Below are 22,806 nucleotides of genomic sequence, written 5' to 3'. Positions count from 1 at the left end.
AAGTACAGCGCGTTTTTGAATCTGCAAGTATTCGGGCAAAAAAACTTGTCGGAAAACGCAAAAAAAAGTGGGCTGACGAAGCGCCAGCCCACTTTTTAGTAGCTAAACCGTTGGCTTAGTTGAAGATGTAGCGCAGGCCGAACTGCATGTAGTAGGTCGACGAGAGCGAGTTGTTGTTGCGGAACGTGCTGGTGATGGGGTTGCCACGGTCAGGAGCCAAACGGAAGGCCGGACGAACCGTGCCGCCGGGTACCAACGAAGCCGTGTTGGTCGGTACCAGAATACCCGAGTTATTCACCGATTGCACCAGGCCCCAGTCTTTGTTCAGGAGGTTGCCCAGGTTGAACACGTCTACGCTGAACTGCAGCGTGTTGCGCTTGTCGCCGATGTTGGCGAATACGTCCTGCACAAACTTGAGGTCAAACTGGTTGCGCCAGGGGTATTTGGCCCCGTTACGCTCGGCGTACTTGCCGCGGCGGGTGCGCAGGTAGTCGTCCTGCTCGATGTACTGGAAGAACAGACGCTCCTGCTCCTCGGGGCTCACGTTGTTCGGAGCGGCCGTGGTGCCGTAGTTGAACGTGGTCGTGAAGTCGATTTCCGACGGGTCGTTCGGCACGTAGATCAGGTCGTTGTTTTGACCGTCGCGGTTGAAGTCGCCACCGTAGGTGTACGAGAAGCGGCCCTGCGACGAACCTTCGTAGAACACGGCAAGCTGGGTGCCCAGGTGGCCGAAGAACTCCTTGCGGTACGACAGCGAAGCGACCAGGCGGCTCGGCACTACGTAGTTGGCGTAGCTCAGCTCCGGGTTGTTCGAGTTGTTCACGATCTGGGTAATCGACCAGGTGTTCAGCAGCTGGTCACCCGAGCCGTCGAACAGCACCTTGGCGTTGCTGCGGGTGTAGGCCACCGTCGCAAACAGACCGTTGGCGAAGCGCTTGTCCAGTTTGGCCGTAGCCGACCAGTAGTAACCGTCGTGACGGTTGTCGAGCACCACCGTGTTGAACGCCTGCGTACCGCGGGTGTCGCCATTGGCCACCGGCTGGTTCGGACCGGGGGCAGCCGTTTGCGAAGCCGGGGTCAGCGGGTTGATGAATTTGTCCTTCACCAGGTTCGGGTAGATCGGACGGCTGTCCGGGTAGCCCGCCACGTTCAGGGGCGTAGCTTCCACCAGGTTCGGGTTGCGGCCCAGGGCGATGGTCAGGTCCTTGGTGAAGATACCTTCCAGGCTACCTACGATGCCCCAGGGCAGCTGAGCGTCAATAGCCACCGTGCTCTTCCAGGCCTGCGGGTTGCGGAAGTTGCGGTCAGTGGCGCTGAGCGTAGCCGGCACCTGCGTACCGGGCGTCGGCACCGTGGTCGGACGGTAAGCGTTGGGGTCCGGGTTGAACGGACCAGGAGTGGAAGCGCCTGACGAAGTGGTGGTGAACTGGATCAGACCAGCGTCACCCGACTGCGACACAATCCACACCGTGGGGACGCGGCCGGCGAAGATGCCGGTACCACCGCGCACCTGCAGGGTACGGTCGCCCTTCACGTCGTAGTTGAAGCCCAGGCGCGGCGACCAAAGGATGCGGTTCTTGGGCAGGATGCCGGTGTCGATCTGCTCATCGTTGGCGAAGCGCAGCGAAGCCACCAGCGGGTGCGTCTGGATTTCCTGTACGTTCAGGTAGGTATTCAGCTCGGCGCGCAGACCCAGAGTCAGGCGGAACTTCTCGGTCAGCGTCAGCTCGTCCTGGCCGTACAGCGAGTACTGGGCGAACTTGAAGCGCGGGAAGGCCTGCTCGAAGCCGGGCAGCAGCGAGTAAGTGAGGGCGAAGTCACGCGGCTTGGCGCCGTTCTTGAAGTCCTCCCACGAGTTGAAGGTGTAGTAGCTGGTAGCGAAGCGCTGGAAGCCGTTACGGGTGCTCTGCAGGTCGAACTGGGCGCCCGCCGTGATGTTGTGGATGCCCGTCGTGAAGTTCACGTAGTCCACGGCCGACCAGGTTTTCACCTCGCGCAGGTTGCCGAAGGTGAAGGGCTCGTAACCGAACGAGGTACGCGGGTTGGTGCCGACGCCGCCGTTTACACCAGGCACGCCGTCGAGGATATCCACGAACGGGAACACGTCGCTGTCGGAGCTGCGCGGGTCGTTCTGGTTGGTGTAGGTCGCGCGCAGGGTGTTGAAGAACTTACCGCCGAAGGTGGAGTTCAACTCGCCTGCGAACGAGTACAGGTTCTGCTCCTGGAAATAGTTGGAGTTGCGGAACGACAGCGCCTGTGTGCTGGTACGCGTTTGCGGAAAAGCCGCCAGCGGCGTACGCGAGGTGCTCACGAAGCTCGGCGACTTGGTTTCCGCCCGGTTGTAGCGCAGCGTGAGGTGGTGGTTGTTCGTGATGTTCCAGTCGATGCGGCCCAGGATGTTGGTCCGGTCGCTCTTGAAGCTGTAGCCCTGGTAAGGGCCGGTTTCATAGCCGTAGGTGTTGCGCAGGTAGGTGCTTACCTCATCGAGGAAAGCGGCCGTGGGGCGCACCACGTTGGCGGGGGTGTTCGGACCACCAAAGGGCTGCTCGGGCGTCGACGCCACGTTGTTCTGGCCGGGGCGCTCGGTGTCCTGGCGCTCGGCGTTGACGAAAAAGAACAGCTTGTTCTTCAGGATTGGGCCACCGAAACGGAAACCGAACTGCTTGTCGTCCAGCTTCTGCTTGGTGAAAGTCTCGTTGCCTACCTCGTTGCCCTGCTGGTTCTGGTTACGCCAGTAGGTGTACACCGAACCGGAGAAGTCGTTGGTGCCCGAGCGGGTTACGGCGTTAACGGCGCTACCGATGAAGCCCGACTGACGCACGTCGAACGGGGTAACGCTCACGCTTACTTCCTGCACGGCGTCCAGCGAAACCGGGTTGCCGCCGGCCGGCAGGTTGCCGCCAATACCGAAGTTGTTGTTAAAGTCCGAACCGTCGATGGTGACGTTGTTCTGACGGTAGTTACCACCGCCGATGGCCGGGCCGGAGCCGGCACCCGGCAGGTTGCTGGACGACTGCGGGGTCAGGCGGGTGAAGTCGTTCAGGCTGCGCGAAATGGTGGGCAGGCGCTGGATTTCCTCGGTGCTGATGTTGGTGGACGAGCCGGTGCGGTCGGCGTTCATCACCGAGCGTGAATCGCGGCCGGTTACTACTACGTCGGCCAGCGTCTGGGTCTGCTCACTCAGGTTCACGTCCAGGCGCAGGGTCTGGCCCAGCGTCAGGTAGATGCCCTCCCGGGTAACGTCCTGGTAGCCTACGAACGTGATGCGCACCGTGTACGGGCCACCTACGCGCATGTTCTGCAGGTTGAAGCGGCCTTCCGAGTTGGTCGGCGCCACGTACTGCGTCCCGGTGGGAGTGTGCACGGCAATGACCGTCGCACCCGGCAGCCCGGAACCAGCTTTGTCCGTAATCACCCCGCTGATAGCGGAGGTGGTTATGCCCTGGCTCCAACCCGGGGTAGCGGCAGCTACCAGCAACGTCGGCGCCAGGAGATGGTGAATAAACTTGTGTTTCATGAGTGAGTGCGTTGGTGAAACGGAAACGGTGTGCTAAGCTAAAATCCAGCCTGCCAGCGGTGTATCACGCGAATGACGCCGCGAAAGGGGCATCAGTCGGCCGATAGACAACTACAGGAGAAAAGACGTCGAAAAGCGTGGGGAGGCGAGGGGCAGCAGGGCAAAAAACGGCGCAAAGCTACGGCACTTGCGGCCAACTTGTATTACAGAATCGTTACATCTCGCAGAAAGGCGATTTTCGCAACGGCAAGGCCAACAGTGCCGCAAAGCTACGACGGAATCTCACAACTTCGGACGCACGGCCTTAATAAAGCGACTAAGGTAATAATCACTTTCCAAGGCATTTTCCACCACGCCTAAGGAGGTGGAAGAGTGAATGAACTGCACGCCTTCGGAGCTGACTTCCGTCACGAGTCCTACGTGCGTAATGGTATTGCTACCAGGCGAAGCACCGAAAAATACTAAATCACCGGTCTGCAGGTCCTGCGGGCGAATAGGGTCGCCCCACACGGCCTGCTCGTTGGACGAACGCGGAATCTGCACACCGGCGGCGCCGAACGACACGTTCAGCAGGCCCGAGCAGTCCATGCCCAGGCGGGTAGTGCCCCCAAACTTGTAAGGAGTGCCCTGGTAGGAGCGGGCCGTCTCGATGACGGTGGCCAGGGTGCGGTTGGTCGAAGCCGGGCTACTCGGGCGCTTGGGCGGCTTGGCCACGATTTTGCGCCCGGCCGGGCTCATGCGCCCGCTGCCGGCGGTTTTGGTCTTGACTTTGGTCTTGGAGTAGCCGCTGCCGCGGCGCTCGGCGGCCTTCATACGGGCAATTTCCTGGGCCGAGTAGTAGCGGCCGTTGCGGTAGTTCAGCTTCTTGCTGCCGCTGCAGCCGGCCAGGCACAGCAGCCCGGTCACGAGCCACAGAAACAACCGGGCCTGAGGCCGGTCCGAATGCTGTACCTTTGGAGGGAACGTTTTCCGCATCGGCACAAAGATACGATGAGTCATTTGCTTGAAGAAATCAGGTTTGGGCAGCTCACCCCGGAGCTGGTGGCTGCCTTCGAAGAAATTGTGGGTCCCGAGCACGTATTCACTCCGGGCCGCCTTGAAGACGACGAGTACCTGCGCTACGGCCAGGATCATACCGAAGACTTCACCTTCCGCCCCGACGTGGTGCTCCGGCCCGCTAACGCCGAAGAAATCAGCTGTATTATGCGGCTGTGCGCCGAGCACCGCCTGCCCGTGACGCCCCGCGGGGCCGGCACCGGCCTGAGCGGCGGGGCGCTGCCCATTCACCACGGCGTGGTGCTGAGCACCGAGCGGCTCAACAAGATTCTGCAGATTGACGAGCGGAACCTGCAGGCTACCGTAGAGCCGGGCGTGGTGAACGAGGCCTTTCAGATTGCGGTGAAGGAAGTCGGGCTGTTCTACCCGCCCGATCCGGCCAGCAAGGGCAGCTGCTCCTTGGGCGGCAACCTGGCCCACAGCAGCGGCGGCCCCAAGGCCGTGAAGTACGGCACCACCAAAGACTACGTGCTGAATCTGGAGGTAGTGCTGCCCAACGGGGACATCATCTGGACGGCCGCCAATACCCTGAAAAACTCCACCGGCTACAACCTCACCCAGCTCATGATTGGCTCGGAGGGTACGCTGGGTATCATTACCAAGGTGGTGTTTCGGCTTTTGCCTTTCCCCCAGCAGAATATTCTGATGCTGGTGCCCTTCCGGCGGGAGGAAGAAGCGGCCGAAGCCGTGTCGGCCGTGTTCCGGGCGGGCATCATTCCCTCGGGCATGGAGTTCATGGAGCGTGAGGCCATTGCCTGGTCGTCGGACTACCTCAAGATTCCGCTCACGCTGCCTGAGGATATTAAAGCCCACCTGCTCATCGAGCTGGACGGGCAGGACCTCGACCAGCTGTACAAGGAAGCCGAGCAGGTATACGGCGTGCTGGAGCGCTACGACGTGGGCGAAATCCTGCTGGCCGACAACGCCACCCAGAAGGACGAGCTGTGGAAGATTCGCCGCAACATCGGTAATTCCGTCCGCTACAACTCGGTATATAAGGAGGAGGATACCGTAGTGCCCCGGGCCGAGCTGCCCACGCTGCTAAAAGGCGTAAAGGAAATCGGGGCCCGCTACGGCTTCAAAAGCGTGTGCTACGGCCACGCCGGCGACGGGAACCTGCACGTGAACATCATCCGCGGGGAGCTGACCGACGAGCAGTGGAACGTGGGCCTGCGCCAGCCCATTACCGAAATCTTCGAGCTGTGCGTCAAGCTCGGCGGCACCATCTCGGGGGAGCACGGCATCGGGCTGGTGCAGAAGGGCTACATCGGCATTGCGCTGAAAGAAGCCAACCTGGAGCTGATGCGCGGCATCAAAAAGGTGTTCGACCCGCACGGCATCCTGAACCCGGGCAAGATCTTCTAATCACGGATTTGTGCGGATTTGACGGATTTCGCGGATTTTGTGGACGATTGAACAGGTGGTGCCACGACTCCAAAAGTCGTGGCACCACTACGCTTACGCTGCGCCGTCTGGCAGGGCGGAAGAAGTTACTGGCAGCTTAAAAAAGTGGTGCCACGGCTCAAGGCCGTAGCACCACCTGTTCAATCGTCCACAAAATCCGCGAAATCCGTCAAATCCGCACAAATCCGTGATTTACTGCTGCGTCTTCAGCTGGTCCTCGCCGCCGTAGGGGGCGCCGGCGTTGATGTCGCCGCGCAGGCCGCCCATCGACTGGCCGCCCTCGTTTTCGTAGGGCGCTTTGGCCGTGCCGGGGGCCGGGGCCTCGTTGCCGGGTACTTTGTCGCCGCTGCCGACCTGGGAGCCGGTGGCGGGCTGCCCGTTGCCGGTAATGACCGTAGCTGCTTCGCCCACCGGGCCGGCTACTTCCTGCACTTTCTGGATGTACTGGCGCTTGGCGTCGTCCTGGCTGACGCCCTTGAACTTGCTCCAAGCGTCCCACTGCGCCTGCGACATACCCTTGGGGCCGCTGGGGTTATCGGGCGTGTCGTCGCCCACGGCGTCGGTTTTCGTGTCATGGTCGCCTTCGGTGGCCTGTTTGTAGAGGCCGTAAAGGTCGGTCATGTGGGCGGCGGCCTGGTCGCCGGGCAGGTTGTCGACGCGCGACACGGCCGCTTCAAATTCTTGTTGCAGACTTAGCTGATTCTGTAGGCTCATCGGTAGGAGGGGTGTTTGGGGAAGACTAAATGGGGCGGCCGCAAAGCCAACAGGAACTCTACTGCCGCGGCCGGCCTTTGGTTGCGCCGGGGACCAGCCGCGCGAGCCGTGCTATTTTGTCCGCCGCAAGTCCAGAACCTTCGTACCTTTGCCCGCCAATTATGTGTGGAATCACCGGACTCTTCGCCTTTTCTGATCCAGGACGTACGTCGCTGGCGGGCCTGCAGGCCTCTACCGACGCCATTGTGAGCCGGGGACCGGACTCGCAGGGTCATTTCGTGTACGACCAATGCGGGTTGGGCTTCCGCCGTCTCGCCATCCTCGACCTCTCGGCCGACGGCAACCAGCCGATGACCGACGAGTCGGGGCGCTACACCATCGTCTTCAACGGCGAAATCTTCAACTTCCGCGAGTTGCGCGCCAAGCTGCAGAAGAAGGGCTACACCTTTAAGTCGCACACCGACACGGAGGTAATCCTGAAGCTGTACATCTCGGAGGGACGCGGCTTCCTCAAGAAGCTCAACGGCTTTTTCGGCCTGGCCATCTACGATAAGGAGGAAAACACCCTGTTCATTGCGCGGGACCGGATGGGCGTAAAGCCCATTCTGGTGTACCGCGACGAGGACAAGCTGATGTTCGGCTCCGAAATGAAGTCGTTGCTGGCTTTGGGCGTGCCGCGCAAGCTCGACTATGCCGCCCTCAGCCACTACCTGCAGCTGAACTACATCCCGGGCCCGGCCACCATCTTCAAGGGCGTGAAGAAACTGCTGCCCGGCCATTACCTTTTCGTGAAGGCCGACGGCAAAGTGGTGCGCAAGCGCTGGTACAAGATTCCGTACGACCCCAAGAAAGTCGCCAAGAACAAGCTCAGCTACGAGCAGCAGCAGGCCAAGCTGGTGGAGCTGATGGACGGCGCCGTGGCCCGCCGCCTCGTGGCCGACGTGCCGCTGGGCGCCTTCTTGAGCGGCGGCATCGACTCCTCGGTGGTGACGGCCCTGGCCGCCAAGCACACCCCGCACCTGAACACGTTCAGCATCGGCTTCAAGGACGAGCCCTTCTTCGACGAGACGAAGTACGCCAACCTGGTGGCCAAGATGCATAAGACCGAGCACACGGTCTTCTCGCTGACCAACAACGACATCTACGAGCACCTGTTCGGCGTGCTCGACTACTTCGACGAGCCCTTTGCCGACTCCTCGGCCCTGGCCGTGTACATCCTCAGCCAGCGCACCCGGCAGAAAGTCACCGTGGCGCTGTCGGGCGACGGGGCCGACGAAGCCTTTGCCGGCTACAACAAGCACATGGGCGAGTGGCAGGTGCGCAACCCCGACTGGAAAGCCGAGGCCGTAACCGGCCTGAACCTGCTCTGGGACGCGCTGCCGAAGTCGCGCAACTCTTTCCTGGGCAATAAGGTGCGGCAGTTCCAGCGCTTCTCGCGCGGCATGCTGGCCGGGCCCAAGGACCGGTACTGGGACTGGGCCACCTTCGTCAATGAGAAAGACGCGCGCAACCTGCTTAGCCCGGACAGCCGCCGCAAAGTCAACAAGAAGCTGGCCGATAAGCGCCGCCGCGACATTCTGGAGAACATCCATGCCGATGGCGACCTGAACGAGGTGCTGCTCACCGACATGCAGTTGGTGCTGCCCTACGACATGAACGCCAAGGTGGACCTGATGAGCATGGCCAACTCCCTGGAGGTGCGCAGCCCCTTCCTAGACTACAAGGTCATCAACTTCGCCTTCTCCCTGCCCGTCGAAAGCAAAATCAATGGGCAGATCAAGAAGCGCATCGTGCAGGACGCCTTCCGGCCCATGCTGCCGGAGGAACTCTACAAGCGCCCCAAGCACGGCTTCGAAGTGCCGCTGCTCAAGTGGTTCCGCAACGAGCTGCGCCCTCTTATCGAGGACGATTTGCTCTCTGACGGCTTCGTGGAAGCACAGGGCATCTTCTCCGTCGACGCGGTGCGCGCCCTGAAGCAACAGCTGTTCTCGCGCAACCCCGGCGACGTACACGCCCGTATCTGGGCGCTCATCGTGTTTCAGCACTGGTGGAAGCGCTACATGATGCCGGCTCCCGCCTCCAAGTCGGCGGCCGCCAGCCGCCTCGTGCAATAACAAAGTAAGGCTCTCACATACTCCGCTTTCCCCTAAGCACAACCACATGAAAATCGCAGTTGTAGGCACCGGTTACGTGGGCCTCGTCACGGGTACCTGCTTTGCCGAGGTCGGCATTGAGGTTACCTGCATCGACATTGACCAGCGCAAAATTGACAACCTCAAGCAAGGCATCCTGCCCATCTACGAGCCGGGCCTGGAGGAAATGGTATCGCGCAACGTGGCCGCTGGCCGTCTGCACTTCTCCACTTCGCTGGCCGAAAGCATTCAGGGTGCCGACGTAGCGTTCATCGCCGTGGGCACGCCTCCCGGTGAGGACGGCTCGGCCGACCTGAAGTACGTGCTGGCGGTAGCCCGCGGCATCGGCGAAAACATCAGCAGCCACTGCGTAGTGGTGACCAAGAGCACCGTGCCGGTGGGTACGGCCGCCAAGGTGCGCAAGGAGCTGGAAGCCGCGCTGGCCAAGCGCGGCGCCGACATCGACTTCGACGTGGCCTCGAACCCCGAGTTCCTGAAGGAAGGTGCCGCCATCGACGACTTCCTCAAGCCCGACCGCATCGTGGTGGGCGTGGCGTCGGAGCGCGCCGAGGAAATCATGCGCCGCCTCTACAAGCCCTTCCTGATGAACGGTCACCCGATCATCTTTATGGACATTCCGTCGGCTGAAATGACGAAATACGCTGCCAACTCCATGCTGGCAACCAAGATTTCGTTTATGAACGACATTGCCAACCTGTGCGAAATCATGGGTGCCGACGTGAACAAGGTGCGCCTGGGCATCGGCTCCGACGCGCGCATCGGCAACAAGTTCATCTACCCCGGCATCGGCTACGGCGGCTCCTGCTTCCCCAAGGACGTGAAGGCGCTGATTAAAACCGCCGCCGAGAACGGCTACCAGATGCAGGTGCTCAAGGCCGTGGAAAGCGTGAACGAGGACCAGAAGTCGGTGCTGTTCAACAAAGTGACCCAGCACTTCGGCGGCAACCTGGCCGGCAAGAAATTCGCCCTGTGGGGCCTCTCGTTCAAGCCCAAGACCGACGACATGCGCGAGGCTCCCTCGCTGGTTATCATCGAGAAGCTGCTCGACGCCGGCGCCACGGTGGTGGCCTACGACCCGGTGGCCATCAAGGAAGCCCAGCACATGATTGGCGACAAAATCGGTTACGCCAAGGACCAGCTCGACGCCCTCATCGACGCCGATGCCCTGCTGGTGGTGACGGAGTGGCCCGAGTTCCGCGCCCCCAACTTCGAGGTGGTAGCCCGCCTGATGAAGCAGCGCGTGATTTTCGACGGCCGCAACATTTACGACGCCAAGGAAATGGAGCAGGCAGGCTTTGCCTACCACTGCATCGGCATCCGCACGCTGCACGCCGAGCCGGCCGTGCAGTAAGTCCGCGCCGCTTCGTCGTCAACCACTCAACTACAGCGGGCCATTTGCCGCTTCGGCGGGCCGCTAACCTCATATGGCAGATAAAAAACGCATTCTGATTACCGGTGGCGCGGGCTTCCTCGGCTCGCACCTCTGCGACCGGTTCCTGGCCGAAGGCTACCATGTCATTGCCATGGACAACCTCGTGACCGGCAACCTGGCCAACATCGAGCACCTGTTCGGCAAGAAGGACTTCGAGTTCTACCACCACGACGTGTCGAAGTTCGTGCATGTGCCCGGCGAGCTGGACTACATCCTGCACTTCGCCTCGCCCGCCTCGCCCATCGACTACCTGAAGATTCCGATTCAGACCCTGAAAGTGGGCGCCCTGGGCACCCACAACCTGCTGGGCCTGGCCCGGGTGAAAAAGGCCCGCGTGCTGATTGCCAGCACCTCGGAAGTATACGGCGACCCGGACGTGCACCCGCAGGTGGAAGAATACCACGGCAACGTGAACCCCGTGGGCCCGCGTGGCTGCTACGACGAGGCCAAGCGTTTCCAGGAGGCCATTACCATGGCTTACCACAACGTGCACGGCGTGGAGACGCGCATCATCCGCATCTTCAACACCTACGGCCCGCGCATGCGCCTCGATGACGGCCGCGTGCTGCCGGCGTTCCTGAGCCAGGCCCTGAAAGGCGAAGCCCTGACCGTGTTCGGCGACGGTTCGCAGACCCGCTCGTTCTGCTACGTCGACGACCTGGTAGAAGGCATCTACCGTCTGCTGCTGTCGGATTACCCGATGCCGGTGAACATCGGCAACCCGGCGGAAATCACGATTAAGGAGTTCGGCGAAGAAATTGCGAAGCTGGCCGGGGTGGAGTTCCGCCCCACCTACCACCCGCTGCCGCAAAACGACCCGCTGCGCCGCCAGCCGGACATCACCAAGGCCAAGGAAATCCTGGGCTGGGAGCCGAAGGTCGACCGCGCCGAGGGCCTGCGCCGCACCTACGAGTACTTTAAGGAGCACGTGAAGTAGTCACGCCAGACTACTAGCCAAGCAAAGGGCGCGGAAAACCGCGCCCTTTGTCGTTGGTAGCCTCTATGCGGCGGCTAGGATACTTGGGCGGAACGGGCTAGTTTTGCCGCTAAGCCTATGAACGCCGCTTATCCGCCGCCCCACCTGATTACCTTGCCCAAGCTCGGCGAATCGAGCATCGGCTACATTTCCGTCGTGGAGGGCGGCTCATTGCTGTTTCGGGTGGAGCGGGTGTTCTGGACGTATTACACGCCCGAAAGCATCCTGCGCGGGCGCCACGCCCACCACCGCACCGAGCAGGTACTGGTGGCCGTGGCGGGCCGCATCGTGGTGACGGCCGAGACGCCCGACGGGGAGCTGCACACTTTCCGGCTGGAAGACCCCAATGTGGGTCTGTACCTGCCGCCCTCGTGCTGGCACACCATGCAGTACTCGCACACGGCCGTGCAGCTGGCCCTGGCCTCCCTGCCCTACAACGAGCAGGACTACATCCGCGACTACGACGAGTACCACCGAATCTGGCGGCCCGACCCGGCCGATTAACGCCTCCTCGGTCTGTTGCCGCCTAAACGCCTATTTTTGGACCTATGTCCGTTCCGTTTCTGTCTTTTGCGGCCCAGCACGACCCGCTGCGCGAGGAAATCATGGCTGCCATCGGGCAGGTGTACGATTCGCACTACTACGTGCTGGGCGAGTCGGTCCGGCAATTTGAGCGGGAGTACGCCGCCTTCAGTGGGGTAGCGCACTGCGTGGGCGTGGCCAACGGCCTCGACGCGCTGCACCTGGCCCTGATTGCCCTGGGGGTAGGGGAGGGCGACGAAGTCATCGTACCCTCGAACACCTACATTGCCACCTGGCTGGCGGCCACCTTCGTGGGGGCGGTGCCCGTGCCGGTGGAGCCCGACGCGGCCACCTACAACCTCGACCCGGCCCGCCTCGAAGCCGCTATTACCCCGCGCACCAAGGTTATCATGCCGGTGCACCTGTACGGGCAGGCCTGCGACATGACGGGCATCTTGGCCGTGGCCCGCAAGCACGGGCTGGCGGTAGTAGAGGACAACGCCCAGGCCCAGGGCGCGGCTTGGCAGGGGCAGCTGACCGGCTCCTTCGGCGAGCTGAACGCCACCAGCTTCTACCCCGGCAAAAACCTCGGCGCCCTCGGCGACGCCGGCGGCCTGACCTGCCAGGATGCAGCCCTGGCCGAGCGCGTGCGCACCCTGCGCAACTACGGCTCCCAGCAGAAATACTACAACGAGCGAATCGGCTACAACTCCCGCCTCGACGAGCTGCAGGCGGCCGTATTGCGGGTGAAGCTGCCCCACCTAGCCGCCTGGACGGCCGAGCGGCAGCGCCTGGCCGCCGAGTACGACGCCCGCCTGGCCGGCCTGCCGGAGCTGATTCTGCCCCGGACGGCCCCCGGCGCCACCCACGTGTACCACCTCTACGTGGTGCGCACCGCCCGGCGCGACGCGCTGCAGCAGCACCTGGCGGCCGCCGGCATCGGCACCCTGATTCACTACCCGGTGCCCCCGCACCGCCAGCAGGCTTACGCGTCGTTGGGCTACGCCGAAGGGGCGTTTCCGCTGGCCGAGGAGCTGGCCCGCACCAGCCTGAGCCTGCCGCTCTGGCCCGGCATGACCCCGGCCGACCTGGACGCCGTGTGCGACGCCATCCGGGGCTTTTTCCACTAGATTTTTCCGGCTGCGCACCCTCATGCCCAAGCTTTCCATTATCGTTCCCTGCTACTACAACGAGGCCAATATCCCCGTCACAACCCAGGAGCTGCTGGCCAACGAAGCCCGCTTTCCGGCCGACGTGGAAGTGGAGTACGTGATGGTGGACGACGGCTCGGGCGACAACACCATGCAGGCCCTGCTGGAGTTTCAGCGCCGGGCGCCGGGCCGGGTGCGGGTGGTGGAGCTGGCCGGCAACGTGGGCTCTTACAACGCCATCGTGGCCGGCATGGCCCACGCCACCGGCGACTGTATGGTCATCATCACGGCCGACTTGCAGGACCCGCCCGAGCTGATGGTGCGCATGCTGGAATACTGGCGGCAGGGCATCAAGCTGGTCATCGGCAACCGGCAGGACCGCGAGGAAACCGGGCTGCAGAAGGCCACGGCCAACCTGTTTCACTTCCTGATGAAGCGCCTGGCCCTGCGCAACATCCCCGACGGCGGCTTCGACTACGTGCTCTTCGACCGGCAGGTGTGCGAGGAGGTGCTGCGCCTCAAGGAGCGCAACAGCAACCTGTTCTACCTGATGATCTGGCTGGGCTACGCCTACGTCAACATTCCGTACGTGCGGCAGAAGCGCAAAATCGGGAAGTCGCGCTGGACGCTGCAGAAGAAGATCAAGCTGTTCATCGACTCCATCCTGTCGTTTTCCTTCTCGCCGGTGCGCGCTATTTCGGTGGTGGGCCTGGGCCTGGGGCTGATTGCGGTGCTTTACGGCTTTTATATCATCGGGCTGCGGCTGATGAGCCCCGACGAGCCCCAGGGCTGGACCACGCTGATGGTGGTGGTGCTGTTCGTGTCGGCCTTCCAGATGGTGGCGCTGGGCGTCATCGGCGAGTACGTGTGGCGCGGCCTCGACGCGGCCCGCAACCGCCCGCTCTACGTGGTAAAGCAAGTCCACGAATTAAAGTCAAGCCGTGAAAGTGGAAGGGTACAAGCAGGTGCGGAGCTGTAGCCGCCTTTTAATATGGTTAGCCACTATTATTTATATTTGTAGCTTGTAACCTCCGCTTCGCACCTCGAACGACACACTTTGGTCACCTCACAAGTACATGCACCTGCCGGGGTGCCGCAAAAAGTGAGCAAGAAGATTGAGTACAACCTGGAGGCTTTGCGCGGTTTTGCGGCTCTGATTGTGGTCTGGGCCCACTCTATCGAAAACCACAACCTGCTGGACCCCGGTTACACGCCCCGGGGCATCTGGTCGTTTGTGCCACCCTCACACTTGGCGGTACTGCTGTTTTTCGTGCTGTCCGGCTACGTTATTGGCCTTTCCACCAAGCAACGGCTGGAAGGGGCCAGTATCGGGGTGTACCTGAAAAAGCGCCTGCTGCGCATCTACCCCATCTACTTTGTCAGTCTGCTGCTGACCATGGCCGTGGCGCAGCCTTACCCGCTGACCACCGTCCTGGGCAACTTCTCGCTGCTGCAGGTGCTGCTGACCGACATCATCCGGGAAAATGACCCCTCGTGGTCCTTGCACTACGAGTTGCTCTACTACCTGCTGTTTATTCCTATTTCCTACTGCCGGATTCCGGCCCTGCCCGCGGCCCTGGTCTGCGTGCTGCTTGGCACCCTCAATCTGTATCTGGTCCCGCAGCATCCGCTGCCGACTTCGTATGCCTACGGCTTCGCTTTCTGGCTGATGGGCCTTGCCCTCTCGCAGTACGCCAAGCAGCTGCCGCGCAAAGAGGCGCCCTTCCGGGTGCTGCTGGGCCTGATGCTGGTGCTGCTTACGATGAACTACTTCAACGTATTCGATACGGCGGCGCACAAGCTACTCCGGCTCGTGCCCGGGCTGACGTACGCACCCGGCCTCGACGCTTACGCCACGCAGATTCGGTTTTCGGACTTTGCCTTTCTGCCCTACGCCGTGGTGTTCGTGCTAGTGTTTGCCAACAAGGACTTTCCGGGGCGGCGGGCCGTGCTCGGGGTGCTGCTGGGCGCGCCGGCGCTGACGTTCGTGTACCTGGGCCTGCACTTCCGCGAAATAGACCTGGCGCCCTACACGCTGGCGGTGCTGTGTTATCTGGCCGGGGTGCTGGCGGTGCTACTGCCCGCCGCCGGGCTGGAAAAGGTCAGCCAACGCCTGGTGGGCCGCCTGATCTGGATTGGTGGCATTTCCTACGGGCTCTACATTGTGCACGTGCCGCTGCTGTACCTGTTTGGCCACATTAGCCCCGTGAGTGGCAGCGGGCCGACCTTCCTGTTGCGCTTCGTTCTGTTTCTGCCCCTGGCCCTGGCAGTGGCCTACTGGCTGGAGCGCAAGTTCCAGCCCCGCGTCCGCGCGCATTTTGATTAGCTGCCAGCGACGGTTTGGCAGTCGAATAAGACGTTTCCGCGCCGGCTGTAGCTGCCGGTCGTAGCGGGCTGCGCGGTTATAAATTATGCCGTAGTTTTGCGGCTCCTCCCGGCAGCGGCCGTCGTACGGCTGCCAGTACCCCTGCCGGGTCCGATGCAGCTCCTATGATACCCTTGTTCAGCACCTTTGTGCACCCAACGGCGCATGCCCGCGTGTCCGAAGTGCTGACGTCGCAATTCCTGAGCGAGGGCAGGCTGGTCAAGGAGTTTGAAGCGCGCCTGGCCGCCGAGCTGGGCCTGGCCAATCCGGCGGCGCTGAACAGCGGCACCAGTGCCCTGCACCTGGCCGTAGTGGTGGCTGGCCTCGGCCCTGGCGACGAGGTCATTATGGCCCCCCAGACGTTTATTGCCTCGGGTTTGGCGGTGGTGCAGGAGGGCGCCACGCCCGTGTTTACCGACGTCCAGTACGAAACCGGCAACATCGACCCCGCGGCCATCGAGGCGTCGATTACCCCGCGCACCAAGGCCATCATGGCCGTGCACTGGGGCGGCTACCCCTGCGACATGGACGAGCTGCACGCCATTGCCCGGCGCCACCAGCTCGTGGTGATAGAAGACGCCGCCCACGCCCTGGGCGCCACCTATAAGGGCCGGCCCATCGGTGCCATTTCCGAGTACACCTGCTTTTCCTTTCAGGCCATCAAGCACCTGACCACCGGCGACGGCGGCGCCCTGTGCTGCCCCGACCCCGCCCGGGCCGAGGAAGTGTTCCGCCGGCGCTGGTTTGGCATCGACCGCGACCATTCGCCCATGTCGGAGCTGGGGGAGCGGGAGTACGATTTGGCCGAGCTGGGCTACAAGTATCACCTGAGCGACTATGGCGCTGCCCTGGGCCTGGCCAATCTTGAAGGCTTCGCGGAACGGATGACGCGCCGCCGCGCGTTGGCGCGGCAGTACACCGCCGGCCTGAGCCAAGTGGCGGGGCTGCAGCTGTTTGAGCAGCGCCCCGACCGCGAAAGCGCCTACTGGCTCTACGGCATGCACGTGGAGCGGCGGCTGGACTTCATCCGGGCGCTGAAAAGCCGCGGCATCGTGGCCTCGGTGGCCCACAACGGCATCGACAAGAACTCCCTGTTCGGCGGCAAGCGGGAGTACCTGACCAACCAACGCCGCTTCGACGACACCCAAATTCACATTCCACTGCACGACGCCCTGAGCCCGGAGCAAGTGGATTACATCATTTCTGCCATTAACCAAGGCTGGTAATATCCACCCATGAAAGTAGTAGTATTTGGCGCCAATGGCTTTGCCGGGCGCAACGTAGTCGAGGTTCTGCGCGAAAACGGCGTCGAGCCGATTGAGGCCTCCCTGAGCACCGGCCTGGATTTGCGCGACACGGCCCAGGCCACGGCGTTTCTGCAGAAGCACCGCCCGGATTTCATCGTCAACTGCGCCGCCCACGTGGGCAGCCTCAACTACGTGACCGAGCAGGCCGCCACCGTGGTAGCCGACAACTCGCGCATGATTCTGGGCATGTACGAGGCCGTGGCCCACGCCTGCCCGCGCGCCATCGTCATCAACCCCATTGCCAACTGCGCCTACCCGGCCAAGGCCGACCTCTTCCGCGAGGACGAGTGGTGGGACGGGCACCTGCACCGCTCGGTGCTCAGCTACGGCGCTACCCGCCGCCTGCTGTGGGCCGCCGCCGAGTGCTTCTACATGCAGTACGCCGTGCGCAGCATCAACCTGCTCACCCCCAACATGTACGGCCCCTACGACTCGACCGACCCGAACAAGGCGCACGCCCTGAATGCGCTGATTTCCAAGTTCGTCAAGGCCGAGAAAATCAACCAGCCCGAGCTGCCCATCTGGGGTACCGGCGTGGCCGTGCGCGAGTGGCTCTACGCCAAGGACCTCGCCCGCCTGGTGTGGATGGTGCTGCTGCTGCCCGACCGTAAAGGCCTGGACCAGGTGCTGAACGTGGCCCAGAACGACGGCCTGAGCGTGAAACAGCTGGTCGACATCATCCAGGATAAGTTCGACTACAAGGGCAAGACGGTGTGGGACCACACCAAGCCCGACGGCGCGCCCAAGAAAGTAATGGACGACACCCGCTTCCGGCAGGTATTCCCCGATTTCAAGTTTACCGATTTCGAAGAGGGCATTGCCAAAACCATTGCCTACTACGAGTCGGTATTCCCGTACTAAGGCTGCCCAACCAAACGGGCCCCTTGCACCGTAGCAGGCGCAAGGGGCCCGTTTGGCCACTGGCCAACCCCGTTGTCTAACCCGTTTGCATATGGCTGATACTTCTCCGCTGGCTTCGGCTACGTACGATTATTCGCTGCTCAAACGCTGCGGCGAAGACGTGTTCATCAGCGCCCGCGTCGAAATCCGCCGGCCCCACCTCGTGTCGGTGGGCAGCCACGTGGCCATCGACTCTGGGGTGTACCTCACCACCGCCGCCGACATCGGCGACTACGTGCACCTGTCGCCGTACCTGACCATCATCGGCGGGGCGCAGAGTACCCTGGTGGTGGAGGATTTTGTCACCATTGCCGCCGGTAGCCGCCTGATTTGCGGCTCCGACCGGTTTATGGGCGACGGGTTTACCAGCGTGACGGTGCCCGAGGAGTTTCGCGACACGGTGGACTTCGGCACCATCCGCTGCCAGCGCTTCGCCGGCATCGGTACCAACGTGGTTATCATGCCCAACGTGACGATAGGGGAGGGCAGCGTCGTCGGCGCCTGCTCCCTGGTGACCAAGGACACCGAGCCCTGGACGGTGTACGTGGGCGTGCCGGCCCGGCCGGTGAAAATGCGGCCGCGCGCCAAGATGCTGGAATACGCTGCCAAACTAGGCTACTAACCGCGCCATGGCTGAGTACACGCTGTCTTACGTGCTGACCACGTACAACAAGCTGCCCTACCTGCAGCAGGTGCTGGAGCGCCTACTCGCTGCCCGCCAGCCCGACGAGGAAATCGTGGTGGCCGACGGCGGCAGCAAGGACGGCACCGCCGAGTACCTGCGCGGGCTGTACGAGGCGGGCCAAATTCAGCAGTTCGTGTCAGAGCGCGACAAGGGCGAGGCCCACGGCTTCAACAAGTGCATGCTCATGGCGCGCGGGGAGTTGATTAAGCTTATCACCGACGACGACGCGTTCAGCTACCCGGCCATCCGCGAAGCCAAGGAATTTATGCTGGCCCACCCCGAAATCGACGTGATGTCGGGCAATACCGGGCTGATCGACGTGGATAAGCCCGGTACGGCCACTCTCTACGACGACGTGGCCGACAACTTTCAGCGCTGGCTCAGCAGCAAAGCCGTCATCTGGATGATCGGGCTGCCCCTGCTGATTCGGCGCAAGTCGCTGGCCCTGACCGGCTTGTTTCACACCGGCGTGGTGCAGGTCGATACCGAGTTTACCTACCGCATTACCAGCCTCAACGCCAACCTGGCCTGGAGCACGGCCATGCTGAGCGTGCGCATCGAGAATCCGCAGAGCAATTTCCGGGTGATGAACCAGCGCGGCCGCAACGCCAGTGCGGAGGAGGCCAAGCGCATGCGCGTGTACTACGACAAGACCATCGGCTTCAGCTTCCGGGATTTTGTGCGCCACCAGTCGGGCTGGATTGAGGTCGTGAAGGATTTTCTGCGGCCGGCCAAGCGCAGCTTGTTTAACCTGCTGCACCTCAAGCAGTACCAGGGCAACCAAGCCATGCCCACCGGCTTCAGCGGCGCGCTGCCCACCGAGCCCGCGGCCAAGCTGGGGGCCGTATTCGACCTGTGCGACCAGTTTATGGTCGAGTATAATGCCCAGCGCCCGACCGAGTTTTTTTACAAAACCGACCAGGTGACGAAAGTACTCGGGTAATGCTTACATCAAAGCCGGCTGAAATACAATAGGTTCAGCTAACGCAGTTGTGTATTACCTTTGCGGCCGCAACTCGTATGGCCGTACTGGCCGCTGCGCGTTGCGGCACCACCAAGCTTCTTCGATAACACGCACCTTTCCACGATTTGATTGCGGCCCTAACCAGTGGCCGCGCCAACCTTCCCCCCATGAAAGTAGCACTCATCACCGGTATTACGGGTCAAGACGGCGCTTACCTGGCAGAATTCCTGCTGGAAAAAGGCTACGATGTGCACGGCGTCAAGCGTCGCTCCTCGCTGTTCAACACCGACCGCATTGACCATCTCATCACCGACGAAGAGGGGAATAAGCATCCGCGGTTTACCAACCACTACGGCGACCTGACGGACTCCACCAACCTGATCCGCATCATTCAGGAAGTGCAGCCCGACGAGATTTACAACCTGGGCGCCATGTCGCACGTGAAGGTGTCGTTCGACACGCCCGAGTACGTGGCCAATGTGGACGGCATCGGCACGCTGCGCATCCTGGAGGCCGTGCGCCTGCTGGGGCTGACCAAGAAAACCAAGATTTACCAGGCCAGCACTTCGGAGCTGTACGGCTTGGTACAGGAAATTCCGCAGAAGGAAACCACGCCCTTCTACCCCCGCTCGCCCTACGCCGTAGCCAAAATGTACGGCTTCTGGATTACGGTAAACTACCGCGAAGCCTACGGCATGTACGCCGTCAACGGCATCCTCTTCAACCACGAAAGCCCGCTGCGCGGCGAAACGTTCGTGACCCGCAAAATCACCCGCGGCGTAGCGCAGATTGTGCTGGGCATGCGCAAGAAAATCTCGCTGGGCAACCTGTCGGCCAAGCGCGACTGGGGCCACGCCAAGGACTACGTGGAAGCCATGTGGCGCATCCTGCAGCACGAGACGCCGGAGGACTTCGTCATTGCCACCGGCATCACCACCACCGTGCGCGACTTCGTGAAGATGGCCTTCGCTGAAGTGGGCGTGGAAGTGGCCTTCGAGGGCGAGGGCGTGGACGAGAAAGGCGTGGTAGTGGCCTGCAACGACCCCGAGTACCAGGTGCCGGTAGGTCAGGTAGTTGTGGAGGTGAACCCCACCTACTTCCGCCCGACCGAAGTGGACCTGCTCATCGGCGACCCGACCAAGTGCAAGCAAAAGCTGGGCTGGGAGCCCAAGTACGACCTGCCCGCCCTGGTGAAGGACATGGTGCAGGCCGACGTGTCGCTGTTCAAGCGCGACGCCTACCTGCTGAAAGGCGGCCACAAAGTGTTCTGGCAGCACGAGCAGCATCAGTAAGCGGTGACGCTCCGGATTTAAGTTGCTCTTCATCGTCTGCACCCGGCGGCTCTGCTGCTGGGTGCAGATGGTATATAACAAACCCTTGTCATGGCTACGCCCCCCCGCCCGCGACTAAGTGCCTACCAGCGGGCCAAGCGAGTTATTGACCGGCGCCTGAGCCTGCTGGGGCGGGGCGTCAGCTCGCCGCTGGAGGCCGAGGAAATCGAGCTGGCCCCGGTGCCCACCGGCGCCGTGTGCCCGGCCCCGGTCAATACCAGCATGGTCCCGGCCGACTTCACCCGGACTTACCAGGACGTTTTCACCGAAGTCACGCCCAACTTCCGCCAGGTCGTCTACCACCTGCGGGACGTGAACGTGGCCTGGCACGGCACCGTGCTCAAAGGCCTGCGCGTGTTCGTGCCCAGCCTGCCCCAGGACTACTTCGAGCTGGAGTTTGGCGGTTCTTTCCTGATGCGGCAGCTGAGCAGCCGCCGCGTGCCCGCGCTGCTGGATGGCCCCGTGGGCCTGGCTTTCGACAGCTGGTCGGGCAACTACTTCCACTGGATTGCCGAGGTGCTGCCTCGCCTGGTGCTGCTGCGCCGCGTGCAGCCCGACTGCGTGGTGCTGCTGCCCGGGCCCCGGCCGCCGGAGTACATCACGCGCACCGTCAGCGCGCTGGGTTTCACCCGCACCCACGTCATCGGCGACGGGGAGCTGGTGCGCGTGCACGACCTGTGGATGCCCGCCCGGCCCGGCCGCCACGGCTTCATGGTGCCCGAGCTGACCAAGGAAGTGCACGACGCGGTCATCAGCAGCCTGCAGAGCCACCTCGACCCAAGCCGCCGGGCCACGCGCCGGCTGTACGTCTCGCGCAACCGCCAGCAGTGGCGCCACCTCACCAATGAGGACGAGGTGCTGGCCGTGCTGGCGCGCTACGGCTTCGAGACGATTTACTTCGAGGACATGAATTTCGTGGAGCAGGTGCGCACCATGTACGAGGCGTCCATCTTCATCGGCATTCACGGAGCCAACATGACCAACCTGCTGTTCATGACGCCCGGCACGCACGCGCTGGAAATGCTCAGCGAAACCTACATCAACCCCAGCTACATGTGCATGGCGGCGGCCATCGGGGTGCACTACTCCCTGGTGCCCTCCAAGCTGGGGTCCCCGCCCAACGTGGAGCATAACTACGCCGATATCACCGCCGACCCGGCCCTGGTCGACCAGGCCCTGCGCGCCATCTGCGGCGCCCCGGAGTAGTCGAAACGGGCCTTCCGGCCCCCCCGGCCCCGCCGCCCGCCGACGTTCAATTCACCTTCGTACCCCGTACCCTTTTTCGATGTCCACTTACCGGATTTCCTACGTTCTGACGACGTACAACAAGCTGCCGTACCTGAAGCACGTGCTCGGGCGCCTGGTGGCCGAGCGGCGGCCCGATGAAGAAATCATAGTGGCCGACGGCGGCAGCAAGGACGGCACGCCCCAGTACTTGCGCGAGCTGTACGAGGCGGGCAAGATCCAGCAGTACGTCTCGGAGCACGACAAGGGCCAGTCGCACGGCATGAACAAGTGTCTGTTTATGGCCCGGGGCGAAATCATCAAGCTCATCAACGACGACGACGCCTTCCACTACCCCTCCATCCGGAAGGCGGCCGATTTCATGATGGAAAACCCCGAGGTGGACGTGGTCATGGGCTACAACGCCGCCTCGCAGATGGAAGACCTGAGCTACGTGCGCGTGAAGGAAGACCCGGCCCGGGACTACCAGCGCTGGCTGGAGCACAAAATCCCGTTCCAGATGATTGACCTGCCGATTCTGATTCGGCGCAAGTCGCTGACCCTCACCGGGCTGTTCTACGCCGGCGTGGTGATGGTGGACCTGGAGTGGGTATACCGCGCTACCAGCCTGAACGTGAACATTGCCTGGTGCACGGCCGTCATCAGCATGCACGTGAGCAACCCCGACGGGAACTTCAACCGCATGAGCGAGGCCAAGCGCCAGGCCGAGTTTGAGCGCGTGCGCGACTTCTACGCCGGCAAGCCCCCGCGCCGCGGCGTGGGCGAGTTGCTGCGCGACGGCATCGAGGCGGCGAAGCGGCCTATCCGGCCCATGAAGCGCGCCTTGTTCGACCGCTTCAACCTGCCGCAGGTGCAGAACCCGGAGCGTTTCGAAACCGGCTTCGTGCCCCGCCCCGGCGAAAACAACATCGACGCGACCTACCGCATGTGCGACGAAATGCTGGCCAAGCTCAACGAGAACCGGCCGGTGCATTTCACCTTCCGCAAGCAGGAAGTGCGCAAAGTCTTCAACCCCGACCAGCCCTAAGTCCAGCGGGCTGGCCCCGCCGGCTCCCTGGCCGGTATCTTCTTTTTCAACTTCTCT

The 22,806-nt window shown here is 62.5% G+C and carries 18 protein-coding genes; 15 read left to right on the top strand and 3 right to left on the bottom strand.

The genetic code is table 11. From position 1 onward, the window contains the following. Nucleotides 1-115: 115 nt before the first annotated feature. Both EJV47_RS08320 and EJV47_RS08315 read right to left on the bottom strand, forming a co-directional pair. A complete protein-coding gene (locus tag EJV47_RS08320; protein ID WP_126692699.1) occupies nucleotides 116-3,517 on the bottom strand; it encodes a TonB-dependent receptor in 3,402 nt (1,133 codons plus the stop codon). Between the two features lie 282 nt (nucleotides 3,518-3,799). Further along, the gene (locus tag EJV47_RS08315; RefSeq protein ID WP_243651063.1) at nucleotides 3,800-4,423 is read right to left on the bottom strand and encodes a C40 family peptidase; all 624 of its coding nucleotides are present in this window, start codon (nucleotides 4,421-4,423) and stop codon (nucleotides 3,800-3,802) included. An 84-nt stretch (nucleotides 4,424-4,507) separates the two neighbouring features. Between EJV47_RS08315 and EJV47_RS08310 the strand changes: the two genes are divergently transcribed. Then, a complete protein-coding gene (locus tag EJV47_RS08310; RefSeq protein ID WP_165903665.1) occupies nucleotides 4,508-5,938 on the top strand; it encodes an FAD-binding oxidoreductase in 1,431 nt (476 codons plus the stop codon). Nucleotides 5,939-6,169: 231 nt separating this feature from the next. On the opposite strand, the gene EJV47_RS08305 is transcribed toward EJV47_RS08310, so the two are convergent. Further along, nucleotides 6,170-6,691 carry an acyl-CoA-binding protein gene (locus tag EJV47_RS08305; RefSeq protein ID WP_126692698.1) on the bottom strand — a complete coding sequence of 174 codons (522 nt, stop codon included), beginning with the start codon at nucleotides 6,689-6,691 and terminating at the stop codon, nucleotides 6,170-6,172. A gap of 161 nt (nucleotides 6,692-6,852) precedes the next feature. On the opposite strand from EJV47_RS08305, the gene asnB reads away from it, so the two are divergent. The 14 genes from asnB to EJV47_RS08235 all read left to right on the top strand — a co-directional run bounded on the left by asnB (nucleotide 6,853) and on the right by EJV47_RS08235 (nucleotide 22,749). Further along, entirely contained in the window at nucleotides 6,853-8,805 is a 1,953-nt protein-coding gene (gene asnB, locus EJV47_RS08300) for an asparagine synthase (glutamine-hydrolyzing) (RefSeq protein ID WP_126692697.1), read from the top strand. A gap of 46 nt (nucleotides 8,806-8,851) precedes the next feature. Then, on the top strand, nucleotides 8,852-10,195 hold the full coding sequence (locus EJV47_RS08295; protein WP_126692696.1) for a UDP-glucose dehydrogenase family protein: 1,344 nt from the start codon (nucleotides 8,852-8,854) through the stop codon (nucleotides 10,193-10,195). A 73-nt stretch (nucleotides 10,196-10,268) separates the two neighbouring features. Then, complete coding sequence (locus tag EJV47_RS08290) at nucleotides 10,269-11,213, top strand: UDP-glucuronic acid decarboxylase family protein (RefSeq protein ID WP_126692695.1); 945 nt, start codon at nucleotides 10,269-10,271, stop codon at nucleotides 11,211-11,213. Nucleotides 11,214-11,330: 117 nt separating this feature from the next. Beyond that, entirely contained in the window at nucleotides 11,331-11,756 is a 426-nt protein-coding gene (locus tag EJV47_RS08285) for a sugar 3,4-ketoisomerase (RefSeq protein WP_126692694.1), read from the top strand. Nucleotides 11,757-11,800: 44 nt separating this feature from the next. Continuing rightward, nucleotides 11,801-12,904: a DegT/DnrJ/EryC1/StrS family aminotransferase gene (locus tag EJV47_RS08280; RefSeq protein ID WP_126692693.1), complete on the top strand. Its 1,104-nt coding sequence runs from the start codon at nucleotides 11,801-11,803 to the stop codon at nucleotides 12,902-12,904. A gap of 22 nt (nucleotides 12,905-12,926) precedes the next feature. Further along, entirely contained in the window at nucleotides 12,927-13,904 is a 978-nt protein-coding gene (locus EJV47_RS08275; RefSeq protein WP_126692692.1) for a glycosyltransferase family 2 protein, read from the top strand. A gap of 123 nt (nucleotides 13,905-14,027) precedes the next feature. Then, complete coding sequence (locus EJV47_RS08270) at nucleotides 14,028-15,251, top strand: acyltransferase family protein (RefSeq protein ID WP_165903664.1); 1,224 nt, start codon at nucleotides 14,028-14,030, stop codon at nucleotides 15,249-15,251. A 164-nt stretch (nucleotides 15,252-15,415) separates the two neighbouring features. Then, a complete protein-coding gene (locus EJV47_RS08265) occupies nucleotides 15,416-16,516 on the top strand; it encodes a DegT/DnrJ/EryC1/StrS family aminotransferase (RefSeq protein WP_126692690.1) in 1,101 nt (366 codons plus the stop codon). Nucleotides 16,517-16,525: 9 nt separating this feature from the next. Further along, nucleotides 16,526-17,458: an NAD-dependent epimerase/dehydratase family protein gene (locus tag EJV47_RS08260; RefSeq protein WP_126692689.1), complete on the top strand. Its 933-nt coding sequence runs from the start codon at nucleotides 16,526-16,528 to the stop codon at nucleotides 17,456-17,458. Nucleotides 17,459-17,549: 91 nt separating this feature from the next. After that, nucleotides 17,550-18,119 (top strand): acyltransferase, encoded by a 570-nt coding sequence (locus EJV47_RS08255; RefSeq protein ID WP_126692688.1) that lies wholly within the window; start codon nucleotides 17,550-17,552, stop codon nucleotides 18,117-18,119. A 7-nt stretch (nucleotides 18,120-18,126) separates the two neighbouring features. Then, nucleotides 18,127-19,125, top strand: coding sequence for a glycosyltransferase (locus EJV47_RS08250; RefSeq protein ID WP_126692687.1), 999 nt, complete (start codon nucleotides 18,127-18,129; stop codon nucleotides 19,123-19,125). A 188-nt stretch (nucleotides 19,126-19,313) separates the two neighbouring features. Further along, nucleotides 19,314-20,438, top strand: coding sequence for a GDP-mannose 4,6-dehydratase (gmd, locus tag EJV47_RS08245; protein WP_126692686.1), 1,125 nt, complete (start codon nucleotides 19,314-19,316; stop codon nucleotides 20,436-20,438). 90 nt (nucleotides 20,439-20,528) lie between these two features. Next, complete coding sequence (locus EJV47_RS08240; RefSeq protein WP_126692685.1) at nucleotides 20,529-21,683, top strand: glycosyltransferase family 61 protein; 1,155 nt, start codon at nucleotides 20,529-20,531, stop codon at nucleotides 21,681-21,683. Between the two features lie 79 nt (nucleotides 21,684-21,762). Further along, complete coding sequence (locus tag EJV47_RS08235) at nucleotides 21,763-22,749, top strand: glycosyltransferase (protein ID WP_126692684.1); 987 nt, start codon at nucleotides 21,763-21,765, stop codon at nucleotides 22,747-22,749. Nucleotides 22,750-22,806 lie beyond the last annotated feature (57 nt).

It is taken from the genome of Hymenobacter gummosus (assembly GCF_003970915.1).
Classification (GTDB): Bacteria; Bacteroidota; Bacteroidia; order Cytophagales; family Hymenobacteraceae; genus Solirubrum; species Solirubrum gummosum.
The sequence above is the reverse complement of the archived record's forward strand: the minus strand, read 5'-3'. Positions and strand labels throughout refer to the sequence as shown.